The sequence below is a fragment of the Arcobacter roscoffensis genome (assembly GCF_024267655.1).
Classification (GTDB): Bacteria; Campylobacterota; Campylobacteria; order Campylobacterales; family Arcobacteraceae; genus Arcobacter_B; species Arcobacter_B roscoffensis.
Genome location: NZ_CP100595.1, coordinates 1088498 through 1108214, shown reverse-complemented (window position 1 = coordinate 1108214; position 19717 = coordinate 1088498). Strand labels below are relative to the sequence as shown.

The 19717-nt window shown below is 28.0% G+C and carries 17 protein-coding genes; 5 read left to right on the top strand and 12 right to left on the bottom strand.

Features of this window, described 5'->3' with window-relative positions; translation table 11 throughout:
- The 3 genes from NJU99_RS05480 to htpG all read right to left on the bottom strand — a co-directional run bounded on the left by NJU99_RS05480 (position 1) and on the right by htpG (position 3765).
- Positions 1-744 (bottom strand): sulfite exporter TauE/SafE family protein, encoded by a 744-nt coding sequence (locus NJU99_RS05480; RefSeq protein WP_254577724.1) that lies wholly within the window; start codon positions 742-744, stop codon positions 1-3.
- A 130-nt stretch (positions 745-874) separates the two neighbouring features.
- Positions 875-1678 carry a DUF2971 domain-containing protein gene (locus NJU99_RS05475; protein WP_254577723.1) on the bottom strand — a complete coding sequence of 268 codons (804 nt, stop codon included), beginning with the start codon at positions 1676-1678 and terminating at the stop codon, positions 875-877.
- A gap of 176 nt (positions 1679-1854) precedes the next feature.
- Positions 1855-3765 carry a molecular chaperone HtpG gene (htpG, locus tag NJU99_RS05470; RefSeq protein ID WP_254577722.1) on the bottom strand — a complete coding sequence of 637 codons (1911 nt, stop codon included), beginning with the start codon at positions 3763-3765 and terminating at the stop codon, positions 1855-1857.
- A 186-nt stretch (positions 3766-3951) separates the two neighbouring features.
- On the opposite strand from htpG, the gene NJU99_RS05465 reads away from it, so the two are divergent.
- The 4 genes from NJU99_RS05465 to NJU99_RS05450 all read left to right on the top strand — a co-directional run bounded on the left by NJU99_RS05465 (position 3952) and on the right by NJU99_RS05450 (position 8016).
- A complete protein-coding gene (locus NJU99_RS05465; protein ID WP_254577721.1) occupies positions 3952-4326 on the top strand; it encodes a DoxX family protein in 375 nt (124 codons plus the stop codon).
- Positions 4327-4392: 66 nt separating this feature from the next.
- Positions 4393-6270: an invasion protein CiaB gene (gene ciaB, locus NJU99_RS05460; protein WP_254577720.1), complete on the top strand. Its 1878-nt coding sequence runs from the start codon at positions 4393-4395 to the stop codon at positions 6268-6270.
- 93 nt (positions 6271-6363) lie between these two features.
- Entirely contained in the window at positions 6364-7791 is a 1428-nt protein-coding gene (locus NJU99_RS05455) for an SDR family oxidoreductase (protein WP_254577719.1), read from the top strand.
- A complete protein-coding gene (locus tag NJU99_RS05450) occupies positions 7792-8016 on the top strand; it encodes a cysteine-rich CWC family protein (protein WP_254577718.1) in 225 nt (74 codons plus the stop codon).
- Between the two features lie 15 nt (positions 8017-8031).
- Here NJU99_RS05450 and NJU99_RS05445 read toward each other — a convergent pair whose 3' ends face one another.
- From NJU99_RS05445 to NJU99_RS05435, 3 genes are read right to left on the bottom strand one after another with little or no spacing between them, the layout of a single operon-like run.
- On the bottom strand, positions 8032-10692 hold the full coding sequence (locus NJU99_RS05445) for an MlaD family protein (protein WP_254577717.1): 2661 nt from the start codon (positions 10690-10692) through the stop codon (positions 8032-8034).
- On the bottom strand, positions 10685-11266 hold the full coding sequence (locus tag NJU99_RS05440) for a paraquat-inducible protein A (protein ID WP_254577716.1): 582 nt from the start codon (positions 11264-11266) through the stop codon (positions 10685-10687). The genes NJU99_RS05445 and NJU99_RS05440 overlap by 8 nt, the downstream gene beginning before the upstream one ends.
- Complete coding sequence (locus tag NJU99_RS05435; protein WP_254577715.1) at positions 11267-11866, bottom strand: paraquat-inducible protein A; 600 nt, start codon at positions 11864-11866, stop codon at positions 11267-11269.
- 151 nt (positions 11867-12017) lie between these two features.
- Here NJU99_RS05435 and NJU99_RS05430 point away from each other — a divergent pair, with 151 nt between their 5' ends.
- Positions 12018-12452: a globin domain-containing protein gene (locus tag NJU99_RS05430; RefSeq protein WP_254577714.1), complete on the top strand. Its 435-nt coding sequence runs from the start codon at positions 12018-12020 to the stop codon at positions 12450-12452.
- A 19-nt stretch (positions 12453-12471) separates the two neighbouring features.
- Here NJU99_RS05430 and NJU99_RS05425 read toward each other — a convergent pair whose 3' ends face one another.
- The 6 genes from NJU99_RS05425 to NJU99_RS05400 form a co-directional block, all read right to left on the bottom strand.
- Complete coding sequence (locus tag NJU99_RS05425; RefSeq protein WP_254577713.1) at positions 12472-13152, bottom strand: response regulator; 681 nt, start codon at positions 13150-13152, stop codon at positions 12472-12474.
- Between the two features lie 11 nt (positions 13153-13163).
- Positions 13164-14474 (bottom strand): SagB family peptide dehydrogenase, encoded by a 1311-nt coding sequence (locus tag NJU99_RS05420; protein ID WP_254577712.1) that lies wholly within the window; start codon positions 14472-14474, stop codon positions 13164-13166.
- A 7-nt stretch (positions 14475-14481) separates the two neighbouring features.
- Positions 14482-14694: a hypothetical protein gene (locus NJU99_RS05415; protein WP_254577711.1), complete on the bottom strand. Its 213-nt coding sequence runs from the start codon at positions 14692-14694 to the stop codon at positions 14482-14484.
- Positions 14695-14772: 78 nt separating this feature from the next.
- Complete coding sequence (locus NJU99_RS05410) at positions 14773-17961, bottom strand: NAD-glutamate dehydrogenase domain-containing protein (RefSeq protein ID WP_254577710.1); 3189 nt, start codon at positions 17959-17961, stop codon at positions 14773-14775.
- A gap of 104 nt (positions 17962-18065) precedes the next feature.
- A complete protein-coding gene (gene ybaK / locus NJU99_RS05405; RefSeq protein WP_254577709.1) occupies positions 18066-18533 on the bottom strand; it encodes a Cys-tRNA(Pro) deacylase in 468 nt (155 codons plus the stop codon).
- Entirely contained in the window at positions 18517-19602 is a 1086-nt protein-coding gene (locus tag NJU99_RS05400; RefSeq protein ID WP_254577708.1) for a DNA alkylation repair protein, read from the bottom strand. The genes ybaK and NJU99_RS05400 overlap by 17 nt, the downstream gene beginning before the upstream one ends.
- Between the last annotated feature and the right edge of the window lie 115 nt (positions 19603-19717).

Below are 19717 nucleotides of genomic sequence, written 5' to 3'. Positions count from 1 at the left end.
TTAAACAGCTAGTGTTTGAACCACTAAAACAACAGCTATGATAAACAGTAATGCTTTTAAAATCTTAGCATAAAACTTAGCATCGATTTTTTTCTTTATTTTTATACCAAAGTATAAACCAATAGCAACTAAAAACATACTAACAAATGATATTTCAACAGCAGTACTACTAAATGCTCCAAAATATAAAAAAGTAGCTATCTGCCCTACTTTTGTAAATAAAAAACATAAGTTTGATAGCTGAATTGTATCTTTTTTAGAGTACTTAAGCTCTAAAGTGTACATGATAGTCAAAGGTGCTACAACATTTGTAAGACCAGATACAAGACCACCTATAAGACCCAAACCATAAGTAGAAGACCTTGGATAAGTAGAGAGGAAAGAAGCTCTAACTTTTATAGCTGATTGAATCAAATAAGCAAAGATGATAAAAGCTAACAGCAACTTAAAATACTCAGAATTAAAATAAACAAGTATATAAGTTCCAACACAAGAGCCAATCACCATAAGAAGTATAATAAACCAAAACTTCCTCAAAGCCTCGAAAAACTTCCCTTCACTTAAAATACTAACTAAGTTCACAATCATAGTAGGAACAATAATATAAGTAATAGTTGTTTGAATATCAGTAAAAAGAGCGACAACAGGCGTAGAAATAAGCCCAAAACCAAAACCAATACTTCCATGAATAAAAGAAGAAATCAGTATAACAAGAGTAAAAACAATAAGAAATTCAGTTTCCATATGACTACCTTTAATATTACATATAACTATGTGTAATACCAAATAGTATTACTAATCATTATATCAGAAATTTATTAAAGGGGTTTGAAAATAAAAAGCAAAAAATATTCTTTACGAAAATACTATTCTTTCATAGTTTTGTAGCTATATATTTTCCATATTGAAGTGATAACTTAAATAATGGTATATTATAATATTCTAATAAACACTTATACTTAGAATTACAATCAACTCCTAAAACAATAGCTTTCAAAGAATTTCCAAAATTAATATCTAAATCTTTTGTTTCTCTTGAAAAAACTAGCCATCTGTATTCATTTTCTGTTTTCCAATCAATATGTTTACGAAAATACTTGAACTTTAATAAATAGTTTTTATCTATTGCCTTATATAATAGTTCTGGGTTAAACTTCATTTCTTCGGAATTAGTTTTTATATTCTTCAAATCATAAAGTGAAAAACAAGTAGAACTTTCAATTAAAGGTATGAAATCTAAATATTCAACTTTATCTTCATATATCTTTACATTATCAATTTTATTAAACTCTTTTGATAATTCTTCTTTATCAAAAATTAAACACAAACCTTTACAATTATCTCCATAACTTGCCCACATTCTTGGTTTACCATATATATCAAGAGATAAATCAAAACAATTACTACTTTTTTTGTCATATGAAGACACACAAAAAAGTTTTATATAATTATAAATATGTGGTTTTAATTCGCTTAATAAATTAGAACATTTAATAGCATCTTCATCTGAAAAACAAGGTTCGTTTTCAATCCAAGTAGAATCTCTTTCATATGGATCATTAACTTTAGAAACTGAACTGATTCGTATTTTATTAGAGGGGAGTATCTTTTTTAAGACTCTATGAACGTTAGTGTAATGAGCTACATACTTATCACTATTAAAATCTTCTAAATTCAAATTATTTCCTTAAATTATTTAACTTAATCTATTAGTATATAACAATTAAATAAACAACTAGTTGTATGTAGATTCAAGGCGTAAATATTTTTTCTTGATTGAGCCTACATTTAGTAGGTGATTGAAAGAAAAACTATTTGCAACGCTGAAGATGCGTGCAAATAGTTGATTTATTTTTATAGAGCTTTTGCTGTGATTCTTGATAATCTCTGCGCAAACGCTACTGCATCTGTGATATCCATACCCTCAGATAATTTTGCTTGGTCTAATAGTACCCATGATACATCTGAAACTAGTGCTTCATCCGCTAAACCGTTTAGTTTTGTTACGATTTCGTGGTCTGGGTTGATTTCTAAGATTGGAGCTGATTCTGGCATCTCTTGTCCCATTGCTCTCATCATTTGTTGCATTTGAGCCATTTGAGCGTCACCTGCATCTTTTACTACACAAGATGGTGAATCTGAAAGTCTGTTTGTAACTCTTACATCTGATACAGTTTCACCTAAGATATCTTTGATTTTTTTCGTGATGTCTTCAAACTTCTCTTCAACTTCTTTTTTCTTCTCTTCTGATTGCTCTACTTTTGGAGCTTCACAAGCTGTGATGTCTTTGAATTCCCACTCTTTGTATGCACCATACATTGGAGTTACGATTTCATCGATTTCTTTGTCATCTAAGATTAAAACTTCAATGTCATTTTTCTTATATGCTTCTAAAAGTGGTGAGTTTCTTAATACATTTTCATTTTCACCTACGATAAAGTAAATAGCTTTTTGTTCACTATCAGCTGCTTCTTTATAAGCTTCTAATGAAGTCATTTTTCCAGCTTCTGCCTTAGTTGACTTGAATCTAATTAATTCTAAGATTTTATCTTTATTTGTGAAGTCTTGGTAAGCACCCTCTTTAAGTGGTCTATTGTATTGCTCAATAAATTCAGCATATTTTTCTTCATCTTTAGAAAGTTTTTTGATTTCAGATAAAACTTTTTTAACAGATGATTGTTTGATGTTTGCTAGGATTCTGTTTTCTTGTAAGATTTCTCTTGATACATTTAGTGGTAAATCTTCACTATCGATAATACCTCTAACAAATCTTAAGTAAGTTGGTAATAACTCTTTTTCATCATCAGTAATAAATACTCTTTTAACATAAAGCTTAACACCTGGTTGATAATCAGCTCTATACATATCCATAGGTGCAGTTTTTGGGATATAGAAAAGTGTAGTATACTCATTTACACCCTCAGCTTTTGTATGAATAGTAGCTAATGGATCTTGAGAGTCATGAGAGATTGACTTATAGAAATCATTGTACTCTTCTTGTTTTACTTTTGATTTTGCTTGCATCCATAAAGCTGTTGCTTCATTGATTTTTTCATGTCTTTTTTCAGTTGTTTTTTTAGCTTCTTTTCCAGCTTTTTTATCTTCTTCACTTAACTCTTCTTCTACTTCTTCTGTGTAGTTTAAGAAAATTGGGTAAGCGATATGGTTTGAGTATTTACCAATAATATTTTCAATTCTTGATTTATTAGCAAATTCTTCAGCTTCTTCATCTTTAAGTTTGATATAAATAACAGTTCCTGAAGACTCTTTTGTACAAGGTGATAAATCAAACTCACCAGTACCATCTGAAGACCACTTATAAGCAGTTTCTTCACCAGCTTTTTTAGAGATAACATCTACTTTTGAAGCTACCATAAATACTGAATAGAATCCAACACCAAACTGTCCGATTAAGTTTGAGTCTTTTTTAGCATCACCTGTTAGAGCTTCAACAAATGATTTAGTTCCTGATTTTGCAATAGTACCAATAGAAGCGATTAAATCTTCTTCATTCATACCAATACCATTATCAATAATAGTTAAAGATTTATCTTCTTCATCAAAAGTGATGTTAATCTCACCTGACCAATCTGCGTATTGTTCTTTTAATTTATCATCAGTTAACTTTAAGTAGTTTAACTTATCAATAGCATCACTACCATTTGATACTAATTCTCTTATAAATATCTCTTTATTTGAGTATAAAGAGTGCGTCATTAAATGTAATAATTGTCCTACTTCTGTTTGAAATTGATGTTTCGCCATAAATTTCTCCTATTAAATTTTAATTTTATTATGATAATTTTAACAAAACTTTATAAAAGAAAGCTAAAGTTTTGATAAATTTTAGCACTTTTACTCATCAAGTGCTAATTTTATATACTTTTTGACTTTACATTTGTTAAACAAAATTAAAATATAATTATTTACTAGATATAAAAAGGACTAAATATGATAGGAAAAATTATAAATAAAAAGAGTATTTATTACGCATCAACACTATTTATTGCTTTACTTGTTGGTTTTTATGGTGGAATTGTAGATATACTTCAAACAAGTGCTGTTTTAGAAGTAAACCAAACATTACAATATCCACCATATTTTTTCCCAATGCTTGGGGTATTTAAGATTTTAGGAGCTATTGCTTTACTTTTACCAAGAAGTTTTTCTACTATTAAACAGTGGGCTTATGCAGGTTTTACTTTTGATTTTATTGCGGCTTCTTATTCTCATTTTGCTGTTGGAGATTCCCTTGATAAGATTATTGCACCTTTAGTGATACTTGGAATTCTTGCGATATCTTACTTTTTAAAAAATAAATTTTAATTTATTATATAAAAAAAAGATATAACTAGATAGACTTACAAAATAGATAAACATAAGGATAAAATTTTGGATAAAAACAAATTTTTAGAAGATTTAAATGAATTATATGAGTACCTAGATGCTCAAAAATCAAATATCAATAAACTAATATCACATTTAGAAAACGAAGAGTATGAAAAACTTACTATCATTGATGAGTTTGCAAAAAACTTAGGTTTAGAAATGAAAGAAGATTTAAGATTTGCTCTTGTTACTAGACTTGTAAGTCTTAGAGATGATTCACTTGTACAGGTACTTAAAAAGTCTGAAAAAAGTGAGGCACAGATTATAGAGCTTCAAGAAAAAGCTTACTGCTTTGTAAGAGACTTTTGGCATGAAAAGCATAAGAACACAATCGATTATATAAAAAACAACAACTTATTAACTCCTTTTTACCAAGAGATTTTTCAAGGTGTTTATAATGTAGGTCTTAAGATGTCATCATGGCAGAGTGCTTGGACTTCACATATTATAAATGGTATAAATAAAGAGTTATTAGCCAAATTTGATGGTGATGAGTCAAAAGTATATGAATACTTAGAAAATAACCATCTTTATGACTTAGGTCATAATGACATGATAGCAGATAGATCATACTCAGCACTTGTAAAACAAAAAGATGAGTATAAATCACAAGCATATATCAAAGCTTTCAAAGAGCAAACAACAGCTGTAATTGATGAACTTGAAGAGTTTGAAGAAAAACTAATCGAACTTGAAGATGATATATATGGTGAGAAATGGAACTATATCTTATATATCCAAACACTAATCAAAGCCTTGGGGGAAGACAAAGAACATAAACTAGTTGAGAAATGGGCAGATGTAGATAGAGCTTGGATGAAAATAAAAGCACCTATTCAAATAGGTCACCCTTTAGAGTACTATGAAGATCACTTTAGAAAAGCAGTTGCTTTAGAGTGGGATATAAGACTTTCAAATCCACAGTTTGCACAAAATGACCACAGGGTAACTAAAATCAAATCAGCTTTTGCAAAAGTATTTGATAGAATTGAGCAAACACAAGAATACAAAAGTATTTATGATTTCTCACTAAAATCACTTTACAAAGTGCAACTTTATATAGGAAGACCTGCTGTATTTTTTGGAGCTGAATTCAATGGACTATTTTCAGCACAAGTTGTACCAAATGATGAGATAGTATCAAAAGAAGAAGGTAAAAAAATCTTCGCATTTAGTGATGAAATACTTCAAAGCAGTAGAGCAAAGCCATTTTTAAAGATTTCAAAAGAGACTTTTGGACAAGAACTACTTACAGAAGATAGAACTTTCCTTTTCAATGAAACTTCAAAATGGCACCAAGTTTATGACATCACAACTATTGGACATGAGTTTGGTCATATTCTATGGTGTGATGATGAAACAGAATCAGCTATGAATAAAACAGGAAACTTCAAAAACATAGAAGAGTTCAAAGCTACAACTGGTGGATTAGTTTCATTTTTCCTAGATGAACAAGATGATGAAAAAGAACTTGAAAAACAAGTACTAATAGATACAGTAAAAAGAGCTGTAGGACTTATGGGATGGATGGAAGTAGATGAAGTTCAACCATACTATTGTGAAGGTCTTATTCACTTAGCTGGACTTTTTGATAGTGGTGTTTTAGATTGGGATGAAAAAAACTTAATCGTTGACATGAGTGATGAAAAACACGAAGCACTTAAAAAGTGGTATGTTCAAACTTACACTGATTTAGCAAAACACTACCTTGATAAAAAAGACGCAACACAGTTCTTAAATCAATACGCAGAAAAAGAAGAAAAATACTTCATGCCTGTAAACAAAAAAATAAACTCATTTGTAAAATACTACTTTAAAAGATACCAAGAAATTGGTCAAGAGTTAGATACAGAAGATAAAAAAGAGAACTATATAAACTAAAGGCTAAAGCCTTAGTTTATATAACTACAAAATAACTCTATGTAAAAACAAAATAACATGCTAAAATAATTTAAACTACTTAAAGGATATATTATGAAAGTATTACTAACAGGTTCGACAGGATATATCGGTAGAAGATTAAAACAAATACTACTAGCAGATGAAAACATAGATTTACGTCTTTTCGTAAGAAACAAACAATCTGTTAGCTTAAAAAACTCAAAAAAAGTAGAAGTTATTGAAGGTAATACCTTTGATAAAGAATCATTAGAAAAAGCCCTTGAGGGAGTTCATACTGCCTTTTATATGATTCACTCACTAAATAGAAAAGATTATAAAAATCTTGACAAGATTTCAGCTCAAAACTTTGTTGATATAGCAGCTTCTTGTGGAGTAAAAAGAATTATCTATTTAGGTGGTCTTGGAGTTGAGAATGAAAATACAAGTGAACACCTTCTTAGTAGACTTGAAACAGGACAAGTTCTAAGTTCAAATCCAAAGGTTCAAACTATTTGGGTTAGAGCTGGGGTTATTATTGGTTCAGGAAGTACAAGCTTTGAGATTATTAGAAACTTAACAGAAAAACTTCCTGTTATGACTACTCCAAAATGGGTAGATACAAAAGCTCAGCCAATTGCTGTTTCTGATGTATTGAACTATTTATATGAATCAATTTATTTAAAAGAAGAAAAAAACCTTACTATTGATGTGGGAGCTGAACAGTTAACTTATAAAGAGATGATGTTAAAAACAGCAGAAGCCTTAGACTTAAAAAGATATATTATTCCTCTTCCATTTTTATCAATTACCCTTTCATCTTATTGGTTAAATCTATTTACACCTGTTAGATTTGGTGTTGCAAAAGCTTTGATTGAAGGATTAAGATCAGAAGTTATAATACAAAATGACAATGCAAAAAAATACTTTCCTAATATAAAACCAATATCATATTTAAATGCTGTAAAAAAAGCAGTAGAAGAGATTGAAAAAAACCAGGTAATAAGTAGATGGAGTGATAGATTTGGTAAAGCTTGGGATAAAGACCACTCAAAAGACTTGGCTGATGCTATATTTGTTGATAGAAAAATAGAGTATTATAATAATGTTTCAAAAGAGAATATCTACAAATCTTTTATTTCTATTGGTGGAAAAGAGGGTTGGTTTGACTATGATTTTCTTTGGAAAATTAGAGGTGTTATTGATAAAATGATTGGTGGAGTTGGTTTAAAAAGAGGAAGAAGAGACCAATATAATTTAAGAGTTGGTGATAGCTTGGATTTCTGGAAAGTTGTTGATGTACAAGAGAATAAAAGATTATTACTTTTTGCACAAATGAAACTACCAGGAACTGCATGGTTAGAGTTTAAAGTAGATGATGAAAAACTTATACAATCAGCTTACTTTTATCCAAGAGGAGTTTTTGGAAGATTGTATTGGTATGCACTTGTACCACTTCACTATTTTGTATTTACAAATATGATTAAAAGTATCGTGAAAAAAGCAAAAGATAAAGAGAACTAAATGAAAACAAATGAAAAACTGTGTCCTTTTTGTAAAAAAGAGAATTTATGTCAAGCTCACATAAAAAATAGTACTTGTTGGTGCTTTGATATAAAAGTACCAAAAGAATTAATTGCTTTAATTCCTCAGAACTTACAAATGAAATCTTGCATTTGTAAGAACTGTATTGAAGCTTTCAAAGAAAATAAAGAAAAATTTATAGAAGAAATAAATCCATATAAATAGATTTATCTTCTTTTGCTATTTTATATTAGGAGTTATCTTATCCCATCCATCAGGTAACTCTTCGATTAAATCAAACTCATCAATAGTACTTGCTTTTTGAGTATACTCTTCAGGTGTTACTAAAACTAAACCACCTTTTAAAATACTTGTAAAAGTATTTGACTCTACTTTAGAACCTGAGAAGATTGAGAACTTAACATTAAAGCCACTTATATCATAGAACTTAGAGTTTTTTCTAACAAGATTAGCATATCTATTATCTATTTGACAATGCATAATAACTCTTGAACCATCATGAGACAACTCTTTTTTATGTATTTTACCAATTTTCACAAACTTATAATAAATAGGTGCATTTACATCTGCTTTTGAAGCATGAATAGAGTTTACTTTAAAAGTTATTCCTTCATGTGTTTTATCAATAGAAGGCAGCTTATCAAAGCCTACAAAACTCTTTGCAAATACATCTTTTGCTTTTGAAGTTACAACTCCAATATTTACAGCCTTGATTGTTGAGCCAACATCGGATACTTGCTGTAGTGAAATAATTGGCTTTTTAAGATAATAAATCACACCTTTTTTTGCAAAACTTTCATAGTCATCATAAATTTGTGCTTTAACTACTACTTTTTGCTCTTTGTTTAAAGAGATATTTGTAACCTTACCAATTTTTACACCTTTATAAGTAAGTTGAGAAAACTCTTCATGTAAACCTTCAACATCATCAAAAACTATACTTATACTATTTGAAATATTTTTCAGTTCATCATACGAAGAATAAACTCTTTTTTTATCATAAGTTTTGTCTGTTTTACTCATCAAATGAATTGAGCCTTCTAAGAAAGATGTGAAGTTATCAATATTTAGATTTATGCCATTTAAACTTGCACTAAAATCTACCTTAGATTTTTTATAAAAAGCACTTGTATTGTTTATATATTTTTTAAAACCTTTATAAATAAATAGTTTTACTTTTGATTCTTTTTCATCAAAAGAGATTGATTTTACAAAACCTATTTCTTTATTTTTATAAACTACTGCCATTCCTTTTTCTAGCATAAAGCTATTATCAAAATATGCTGTATATAAACTTCCTTGGTTATATACTCTTTTTAAATCTCGCACATCTTTATATTTCTCATAAAGTTTAAAACTTTTCTTTGATAGATTTGAAGTTCTTTTTTCAGTAAGTATTCCTATAGCACCATTTAATAAAGGCTCGAAACCACTATAATTTATATCTAAATTTAAAGCTTTCATATCTACAAGTTTTGAACTTAAGTCATAAAATAAAGTATGGTCATTTACTAGATTTTCATACTTTTTATCGATAGATACTTTTATTTTAACTTTTGAAAAGTTTTTAGTAAAATCATAATCTACAACTTCACCTATTTCTATATTTTTATAGTAAAGTTTTGACTTTTTAGTAATTGAGTTTAAATCATCTGCATATAAAGTTATGATTGTATTTTCTAAACTTTTTTTCAAATCTTGATAATCTTTTGCCACAAAAACATCTTTTTCTTCACCTTTTTTATAATCAAGAGAAATATAATCACCTTTTACTACATTTCCAAGATCTTTTACTCCATCAATACTAACTTTGGGTCTTTTTATAAAAAAGTCTGTATTTGAAGTAAGAAGATATTTATACTTATCATAAATAAAAGCTTTTGTTGATACATCCTCAGGTGTAAGTGAAAGCTCTGATATTTTACCAACAGTAATACCTTTGTAGATAATAGGAGTATTCTCACCTATTCCACTTGCATTTGCGAATTTTATATGAAAATATTTTTTCTTTTTAAGATCATCTTTATTTCCATAAAGAATATGAACCTCATCTCTTTTTATCTTTTCATCATCTTTCTTTGGAGTAACTACTGTTATTCCTCCAACAATTGCAGAGTATAGTGAACCTAACTCTATATTTAAGCCACTTGGTCCATAGTTTACTTTTAATGCACTATTCATTACAAACTTTGAACTATTGTTTACAAGATAGTTGAATTTATCATAAATATATGCGTTTAAAAAAGCTTTTTCAGCTTTAAATTCTTTTGAAACCACCTCACCTATTTGATATTGATTATAAAAAATCGGAGTTCCTACTTCTAGGCTTTCTTTATCATTTGCAAGAAGTGTTATATAGTAACCCTCAGCTGATAGTTCATCATCAGGCCTACTATCAAGTCCTTCAAATATAAACTTTTGTTTTCCTTCTTCAAATTCTCCTTTTGTTCTAAACTTAGGAGATATTTCTATTTTAAATCCACTAATTAAAGTACTTAAACCTGACACTTTAGTAAGGGAAATTGTAGGTCTCTTGATATAAAATCTTGAGCTTTCACTTGCTACATATTTTGCTACTTCATTTTTTACAAGGATATTTACTTTTACACTTTTTAAATCTTTATGAAGTTTAATATCAGTTACTTTTCCAAGTTGTAAACCTTTGTACTCTAAGGGAGTAACATTTTCTTTAAGTCCTTCAGCACTTTTGAAAACAACTTCTATATTTGTGCCTTTTTTCATATATGATTCATAAGCAATCCAAGATAAAACACCTAAAATAATCAAAGGTAAAACCCATATAAAAGATACAGCTTTTTTATTCTTTTTTTCTTTTGCTTTATAAACAACTTCTTCTATATTTTCTTCTTGATTACTCATCCCAAATTATCCTTGTATCAAATCTATACGCAGCTATCATTGTAATAACCACCACTAAGGCAAAAGAGCTTGCAGCTATGCCTCCTTTAATATTAAAAAGTTCATCCATTTGAACGATTGAAGCCATGATTGCTACAACATAAATATCAATCATAGACCATTTTCCTATCATATCAATAAACTTAAAAACTACAAGCTTAGTTTTATTACTCATTTTTACACGTATTTTTAAACTTGTAAAAATCAATAATAAACCAATAAGTTTCACCACTGGTATTACCACACTTGCTACAAAAACAACAATAGCTATAAAATAGTTTTCATACTCTAAAAAGCTTATAACGCCTTCTATAATTGTACTTTCAGTAGTAACTCCAAACTTAGTTATCTCCATCATAGGGTAAACCATAGCAGGTATATATAAAAGTATTGCACTAATTACAAGTGCTAGTGATACTTGTAAAGAGTGATGTATTCTTTTTCTAACCACATGATTACATCTATCACATACAAAGTTGTCATAATTGGGTTTTTCAAAAACCTTGTGGCAGTTTTTACAAGAAATTAAAGGCATCTACTCTCCAAAAACATTTTTACCCTCAAACTTTATATTGGACATATACAAACAAAACAAATATACTAACATAATATAAAATCCTATATCAAACCTAGTACTATCTGACATACCTACAAGTTTTATATATGTTACTATTACACTTATAATAAACACCTCAATAAATCCCCAATGCTTAAAAAATACCAAACTATCATGAAGTAAAGTATTTGTAAAAAATCTTATATTAGTATGCATCTGAATAAAAGAAAATATAATTATAAGTGAATTTAAAACAGGTGCTAAAAAAATAGTAAAAAAAACTATTAATGCCACAAAAAATAGATTTTGTTCTAGTAAAATCAAAATAGTATCATACAGCGTTGTTTTTAAGTGGGCATTATTAACATCTAAACTTATTAAAGGATAGCTATTAAAAAGTATAAAAAGTAAAAGTGCTGAAATTGCATAGTATAGTGAGTCAAAACTATGGTTATTTTCTAGTAGCAATCTAGTATTACATCTAGGGCATTTAAATTTTTTGCCTTTTTGCTTTTTTTGTTTTGCTATAAAAAGTCCACACCCATAACACTCTATTACTTTATTTGTATCTATTGACATTATTTCCCTACTTTTAATATCTTATAATTTTATCATAATTATCTTTTTTATGCTTTAATACTTTTAAGTGGGTATTTTAGTTTACCATAGTATTATTACCTTGCTGTAAAGCATAAATATAAACAATTTTAAATTTTTAAAGGTTAATAAAATGGATTTTAATATAACACCAGCACAAGTTGGTACTAGACCTCCTGTAGAAAAGCCAAGTCCTGCTGTATTAGAGTATCTTGGTGAAGATGGTATGAGAAAACTTGTATCAGATCATTATGATTTATTAAGACAAAGTAATATCAAAGGATTATTTCCTCCAACAGATAAAGGTTTTGCTATGGCAAAAGAGCATTCAGCTGATTTCTTTATTCAAATCTGTGGTGGACCTCAACACTTTAATCAAAAAAGAGGAAGACCTATGATGGCAGCAAGACATGCACCATTTAAAATCAATCCAGAAGCAAGAAGAGTTTGGCTTGAATCATATGCTATGGTTTTAGCACAACATGATATGCCAGAAGAATTAAAAAAATCTTTTTGGAATTATATTGATATTTTTTCAATTTGGATGATGAATACTAACGAAGCTTAAAAAAAGAGTAAGTTTATACTTACTCTTTTTCTTTGATATAAATACCAACACCCTTCTCAGAGGCAATATCTATTTTTTCTAGTTTAGATTTTAGTCTATGAATTAATTGTCTTCTAGCAACATCTGAACCTTTTTTATCTTTCCAAATTGCAGTATTTACAGCATCATAAGATAAAATATCTCCCATAGAATTTACTAATAAAGAAAGTAAAATACTTTCATTTCTTGTAAGAACAATCTCTTTATCGTCTTCAAAAATCTTTTTATTTGTGAAGTCATATTTATAGATATTATTGATATCTTTCATTTTTCTTTTTTCTAAAATTTGATATTTAGTAATTGCTATTTTTATCATAGTATCAAGTTCATCAATTCTAATAGGTTTAACTAAATACCCTACCATATTTACTACATCAGAAGCTCTTTTGATTTTTTCTTCATCATTATAAGCTGTTGTAAAAATAATTGGTAAATTATAAGTATTTTGCAGTATCTTAGAAACTTCAATACCATCTGTAAGACCTCTAATTTCAATATCTGAAACTACAATATCAATACTTGTGTCAAACGCAACTTCTAAAGCATCCTCTGCTGTATCAACTATATCAACAACTTCATATCCAAAGTTCTCAATAACAGACTTTAGATTTTCAGCAATCATTTTCTCATCTTCGATTAAAAGTACCCTAATCTTATCCATTTTACCCCTTTTTAATTTCCTATTGCTAGTGAGTATAAAACCATACAATACTCATCTATAAATTCACAAACTTCATCATCATAATAAGCACCTATCCCACTACAACCTATTTGCATATAGTTACTAGCAAGATATAACCTATGTCCTATGATTCCTGCTTTTTGATATAACGCTTGGTAGTTTTTATCTTTTGAAGTTAAATAAAAAGTTACGGCACTGCTTGAACCTAAATCTTGCTCTAAGCATAAATAACCAGCTTTTGATTTAAAGTCACCTTCTTTAATCAACTTACCATTTTTGTATAAACCAATAGGCATATTTTCAACTCTATTTACAACATAATAAATATCAATTTGCTCATCACAATCAGAAGTAATTGCTTGATTTAAAACATTTAATATTGATTCATATTCAACTTTAGAAATAGACTTATTAGAAAAGCCTCGTATAGACCTTCTTTTAAAAATTGTTTCTTTAAAAAGTTCTTTATTATAAACAAAGTTTGCTTTGTGTAATTGTACTATTTTATTATTTATTTTAGATGAGAGGAGATATGCATTTTCAATTAATTCATTTTTTTCAAAAATTTCTTCTTTACTATTTTGCTCAACTTTTAATCCATCAACTGTAGGCAAGTCTAATAATATAGGGTTTTTAGAGGCATTTGTCTTTTTTGCACACAGCACTAATGAATTAAAAAATTCCTTTTCATCAAAAGCAAAAAGTTTATTTAATTTCTCCCTATTAAAATCATATATTATTGAAAACTCTTTATCAAATAAATAAGAAGAAGCCTCAATTGAACCTAAAATATGTCCTGCATCCAATAAACAATATCTAAAGGCTCTATTTTTATACTTCCAAGAAGATCTATAATAAACAGATGAAATAAAGAAAATAAATCCATCATAACTTCCCTCAAGTTCTAAGTTTCCTTCAATACCTTCATCTTCTTTTAGTTTATATAGTAAAGTAGCATTTGATGAGCTAATCTCAAAGTGATAAATACCATCTTCAAAGCCATCTTCATTTCTTACTTGAAAATATATCTCATTTGGATACAGTGCTCCTGCACTTGGGTTTACTCTTAAATAATACTCAACTGTAGGATAAACTTTTTTTGCATTTACTCCTGCAATCAAATATAAAAAATTATGGTTATCTAAATTTGTATTTAAATCTATTCTTTTATAGTTTTGAGGATAGTTTTTAAGAGTACTTGGCTGATTATTCCAATCTAGTCTGTTAGGGAAAACCCTAACAGAATGATAAGAGTGTTTTGTTTCTTGGTGATATTTAAAAAAATCATAAAATTGTTTCATTTTTTCCTTAATGCTTAGTAGCCGTAATTCCTGGTTTTTCAGGAGTACCTATATAATCATCAGGAACTGATGTTGCTTTAAAATAAGCAAAAGCTGCTCCTACTATTAATAAAACTACTATTACATTCCTTACTGTTTTTTTCTTTTGAGAAGACTCATTTCCATCATAGTCTTCTATTTTATCCATACTTAATTCATCGTCAAAATCTTTATTTTGCATAGTTATATCCTTTCATATTTTTAACTATAAGTATAACTAATTTAATTTTAACAATCAAATGTTAATTATAAGTTAATATTATATTAATGAAACCATTAATTGATTAACAGTTATAGCAATTTCTTTAATATCTTTTGTTTCTTTTGCCATAAATGTATCTAAGTGAGATCTAACTTTATAGAAAACCTCTTTTTCATTTGTAACAAAATTTGCAAAAGCTACATCCGGTTCTTCATTTACCCTTTTAAATTCTAAAACTTTCTTTGTATAGTCTACTACAATAAAGTCAATGAACTGTAACACTTGGTTTCTTAAAGTCATATCACTTTGGTTTGTAATCTTTACTCTGTTTAAAGCAATTACTATTTCTAAGATATTAAACTCATGGATTAATGAGTAGAATAAAATAATTACATCTTTAAAGGAATGATGTGTATCCTCTTTTATCATAATAGCTGCAATTGCAAACCTTAGATAATCAATAACTGAATAGAACTGATTAAAGTCATTATCATTTTCAATTAAAACTTCTACTTTTTGATTGTGAACCTCTGAAAGAAGTTGGAACAACTCTTCTTTATGGTCTAAAATATGAGAAGAATCTAACTGATTTTTCTTTAAATATTTAAGCATCCATCTAGTACTTGCATATAAAGTGTACTCTAATTTATTGATTAATTTATACTGTTTTTCTATGTTCATAGTATAATCTTGATCATAAATTTTCTGTCTAATAGCTCTTGCACCAAATAATTGCTTGATAATTAGATAAGATTTTATTTTTAATAAAAATCTATCTTTTCCTAACTTTTCATAATCACTTACAAAAGTACATCCTTGAGAGTTTATAATAATATCTGCCATCATAGTAGCTATTATTTCTCTTTTTAATGGATGGTTAGAAATATCATGTTCATATGCCCCAACAAAAGATTTTGGGAAGTATCTATATAAATACTGCTGTGCAAACTGTTCATCAATTAGATTAGTTTCAAGTAATACTTTTTTTACAAAAATCTTACTATATGATAATAGTGAACCTAAAACAGGTCTTACGATTGAACCATGGATATCTATAATTTCATGTATATTCTCATTTTTAGGAATATAAAAATCTTTTCTATTAAAGGCTTCTACATTATTTTCTAAAATTTCTATCGTTCTAATAAAATCATCTACATATTTTCTTGAAAATTGCTCATCAATAGAAATCACAAAAGCTTGGTCATAATTACTTTGTAAAACCATATCCACAACTTGATCTGTAAGAGAGTAAAGAGTATCTTGAACTTGTTTTTGAGATAAAATCCCTTGTGCTTTTATACTATTTAGTAAGATTTTTAAGTTTACTTCATGATCTGAAGTATTTACACCTGCCGCATTATCAATAGCATCTTGATGAATTCTTCCACCATTTAAAGCATATTCAATTCTTGCTCTTTGAGTAAAACCTAAATTTCCACCCTCACAAACTACTTTTGCTTTAATTTCATTTGCATCAACTCTTACAGCTTCATTTTGTTTATCACCTAAATCTAAGTTATTTTCATCACTAGCTTTTGCATAAGTTCCAACACCACCATTAAATAGCATATCAACTTCTAATGTAAGCAATCTTCTAGATAGTTCTTCTCCTGAGATTACTTTTTTAGTAGTATTTAAAAGCTTTTTAATTTCAGGTGAAAGTGTAATCTCTTTGTCACTTCTTTTAAAGATACCTCCACCTTTGGAAATAAGTTTTGTATTATAATTTTTCCAACCACCATTTTTAGACTCAAAAAGTCTTTTTCTCTCTTTAAAAGAAACCTTTAAATCAGGATTTGGATCTACGAATATATCACTATGAGAAATTGCTGCAAGTAGTTTGAATTTTTCTGATTCAATTAAACCATTTCCAAATACATCCCCACTCATAGAACCAATACCTACAACTGATACTTCATCTTTATATATATCAATACCATCTTCAATAAAAAATCTTTTTGTTGACATAATAGAACCACGAGCAGTAATACCTAAATCTTTATGCCCATATCCATTACTTCCACCACTAGCAAAAGCATCACCAAGCCAGTAGCCTCTGCTAATTGCAATATCATTAGCAACATCACTCATAGAAGCAGTTCCTTTATCAGCAGCAACTACAAAATATGGATCATCACCATCATAAGCTACAATTCTTTCATCTCTTACAACTTTTCCATCAATCATATTATCAACAAGATCTAAATTAGCATGGATAAACTCTGAATAGATTTCAGTAAAAGACTCTTTTGAAAACTCTGAAAATATATCTTTATTTATTACAAAACCACCCTTTGAACCATCAGGAATAATAATAGAGTTTTTACCCTCTTGAGTGATCATAAGTGATTTTACTTCTTGTCTATAGTCATCATGTCTATCAGACCATCTAAGTCCACCCCTTGATACTTTTGACATTCTTAAATGAACTCCGTAAAAGTCTTGGTGATAAATAAAGTTTTCAAAGTTTGGTTGTAAACCTCTTAAGTCTTTACCAAAAGTTTTTGTATCAATTTTTAAAGCTATTGTTTTCTTATTTAAAAAATAGTTTGTTCTTAAAAGTGATTTTAAGAACATAAATGTGATGTTTAAAACCTTGTCATCAATAATTTGAGGAATTGCTTTAATTTCATCTTTTATTTTCTCTTCAATTTCACTTAATTGTTTTTTTCTATCTTTTGCTTCTGGATCAAATTTTGCAATAAAATATTTTACAAACATACAAGCTAACTTGTCATGTTTTGTAAGAGTATTTAAAATTGTTGCTGAATTTATAGTAAGTACAGCTTGGTCTATATACTCGATAAAAGCTCTTAAAAGCTTGATTTTTCTAATTGATAAATTTTGTTTATAAACTAAACTAAATGCCTTTGAATGCTTAATATTGCAGTCTTTTAAACTATTTGCTATTATAAACTCTAAATTATCTTTTGCTTCTTCAAGTTTACTTGTATCTGTAACATTTAAGTTAAACCTTGAGATATAAATCTCTTTATTTTTATGAGAGATATTATATGTAACCTCATCAATAATTTCAAAGCCAATATTATGTAATAAAGGTGTTATATGAGATAAGAAAAGTTTTTTTGTTGAAAAAATCTTTACATATTTTGTATCTTTTCCATCTAAAATCTTAGAAACAATGTCTTCTTTTAATACCTCTTCAAAAAGCTCATTGCTTACAGCTAAATCATCAGGTGTTAAAAGTTGAGAACATATCGCGTGCATATCTGAATTAGCCATTGTTTTTCCTTCTTTATATATATTATTTTTCCATATCTTACTCTTTAAATGTTAAGAATTCATTAAAAGCTTGTAATTTTTATAAGTTAATAATATATTTGTTACTAGGCAGTAACCTTATAGTAATTTGCATTTAAAAGTTTAATTAAATCTTGTGGCTTTACTTCAATATCTAAACCTCTTTTACCGCCACTTACAAAAATAGTATCATAACTTTTGGCACTCTCATCAAGAATAGTTTTTAATCTTTTTTTCTGCCCCAAAGGTGAAATCCCTCCAAGTAAATATCCTGTTACTTTTTGTGCTTCTTGTTTGTTTGCCATCACAGCTTTTTTTGCTTTAAAAGCATTTGCAACTTCTTTTAGACTTAACTGTTTTGATACAGGTAGAACTGCAACTGCTAATTCTTTTGGTGATAATTCAACTAAAAGCGTTTTATATACTTGGTTTTCATCAAGACCTAATTTTAAAGCTGCTTCTTCTCCATAGTTTTCACAAGCTGGATCATGGTCATACTTGTGTATTTTAAATTCACATTTATTTTTTTTAAGTAGATTAATTGCTGGTGTCATTTAAAACAAAACTCCTTTTTATTTTTTCTTCACCATTTAAAATAATAGAGACAAAATGCTCTCCTAAATAGTGTTTTCTTGTAGTTAAGTCTTTAAAACTTAGTTTCTTTATAAAACTTTTATTTTTTGTTTTATGTTCATTTTGACTTATCATAAAAACTTTTTTAGAATTTGTACTATTTGCTTTTTTATAATAAATAGCATACTCAACTCTTAGATTTCCTAAAGTTTCTAAACTATTTAAATCAAAAGAAAAAGTAAAATAATCTCCAAGATTTACAGAAGAATCATACTTAAAATTTCTAATATCAATATGAGAAGTAGTTCCATAATCAAAAAGTTTTAGTATTTTTTTATCACCTTTTTTAAGTAAGGTTCTACTTGCGTGTTTACATATCCAATCTAAATCTTTTGAAATTCCAAGATTTTTTGAAACAAAATCTATTACAATTTGTGGATTATCTTTTGATATATCATTTAGATTGTTTGCAAGGCTTTTTTGAACATATTTGCTCTTATCATTTTTAAGAAGTTCAATTATTTCCAAAACTTTTGAAGGATCATTTTTAAACTTAGGTAAAGCTACAGCCCAAGGAAGTCTAGGACGACAGCCTTCACATGATAATCTTCGTAAATGTTCATTTTCACTCTTTGCCCAAAGTTTCATTTGATTTAAAGTTTTATCTTCATACTTTAAAATAAATGCTCTTATAGCAAATTCACTACTACTATCAATTGTAAAAACTTCTAAAGCCTTCATAGAATTCTCAAAATCATCTAAGCCAAAAACTTCTACAAAATCTTGAAAAAACATAGCCTCAAAACCACTAAACTTAGTTGATACAGGCTTTAAAATTTCAAGTTGCTTTTCATAAGTTATTAATAAGAACTTATTTAACATCAAAGCAATATGTCTCATTCTTTGTTTTAACTCTAAATGTTCCCAAGGTTTATCAAAAATAGCTTTGATAAAACTTTTTTTTTCAAATTTTTTATAGTATATCTCAATTTCATTTGCTAAATTTGAAATATATTCTTCTGTATAGACATTCTTTAATTGTTCAGCCATATTTTTTCTTTTTTTGTTTTTTGAAAGTCTATCATAAAAATAGTATTTACTAAAAAAATATTTCACTTTGAAATAAAATCAGAGATTAACTATTTTATAGACTTACTTTGTATAT

Excerpts from the sequence above, each read along its gene's own strand:
- NJU99_RS05435 (WP_254577715.1), bottom strand. The coding sequence starts at position 11,866 with ATGTCAATAGATACAAATAAAGTAATAGAGTGTTATGGGTGTGGACTT.
- NJU99_RS05445 (WP_254577717.1), bottom strand. The coding sequence starts at position 10,692 with ATGAGTAATCAAGAAGAAAATATAGAAGAAGTTGTTTATAAAGCAAAA.
- NJU99_RS05425 (WP_254577713.1), bottom strand. The coding sequence starts at position 13,152 with ATGGATAAGATTAGGGTACTTTTAATCGAAGATGAGAAAATGATTGCT.
- ybaK (WP_254577709.1), bottom strand. The coding sequence starts at position 18,533 with ATGACACCAGCAATTAATCTACTTAAAAAAAATAAATGTGAATTTAAA.
- NJU99_RS05430 (WP_254577714.1), top strand. The coding sequence starts at position 12,018 with ATGGATTTTAATATAACACCAGCACAAGTTGGTACTAGACCTCCTGTA.
- NJU99_RS05400 (WP_254577708.1), bottom strand. The coding sequence starts at position 19,602 with ATGGCTGAACAATTAAAGAATGTCTATACAGAAGAATATATTTCAAAT.
- NJU99_RS05410 (WP_254577710.1), bottom strand. The coding sequence starts at position 17,961 with ATGGCTAATTCAGATATGCACGCGATATGTTCTCAACTTTTAACACCT.
- NJU99_RS05420 (WP_254577712.1), bottom strand. The coding sequence starts at position 14,474 with ATGAAACAATTTTATGATTTTTTTAAATATCACCAAGAAACAAAACAC.
- NJU99_RS05450 (WP_254577718.1), top strand. The coding sequence starts at position 7,792 with ATGAAAACAAATGAAAAACTGTGTCCTTTTTGTAAAAAAGAGAATTTA.
- NJU99_RS05465 (WP_254577721.1), top strand. The coding sequence starts at position 3,952 with ATGATAGGAAAAATTATAAATAAAAAGAGTATTTATTACGCATCAACA.
- NJU99_RS05415 (WP_254577711.1), bottom strand. The coding sequence starts at position 14,694 with ATGCAAAATAAAGATTTTGACGATGAATTAAGTATGGATAAAATAGAA.
- NJU99_RS05455 (WP_254577719.1), top strand. The coding sequence starts at position 6,364 with ATGAAAGTATTACTAACAGGTTCGACAGGATATATCGGTAGAAGATTA.
- NJU99_RS05440 (WP_254577716.1), bottom strand. The coding sequence starts at position 11,266 with ATGCCTTTAATTTCTTGTAAAAACTGCCACAAGGTTTTTGAAAAACCC.
- NJU99_RS05480 (WP_254577724.1), bottom strand. The coding sequence starts at position 744 with ATGGAAACTGAATTTCTTATTGTTTTTACTCTTGTTATACTGATTTCT.
- htpG (WP_254577722.1), bottom strand. The coding sequence starts at position 3,765 with ATGGCGAAACATCAATTTCAAACAGAAGTAGGACAATTATTACATTTA.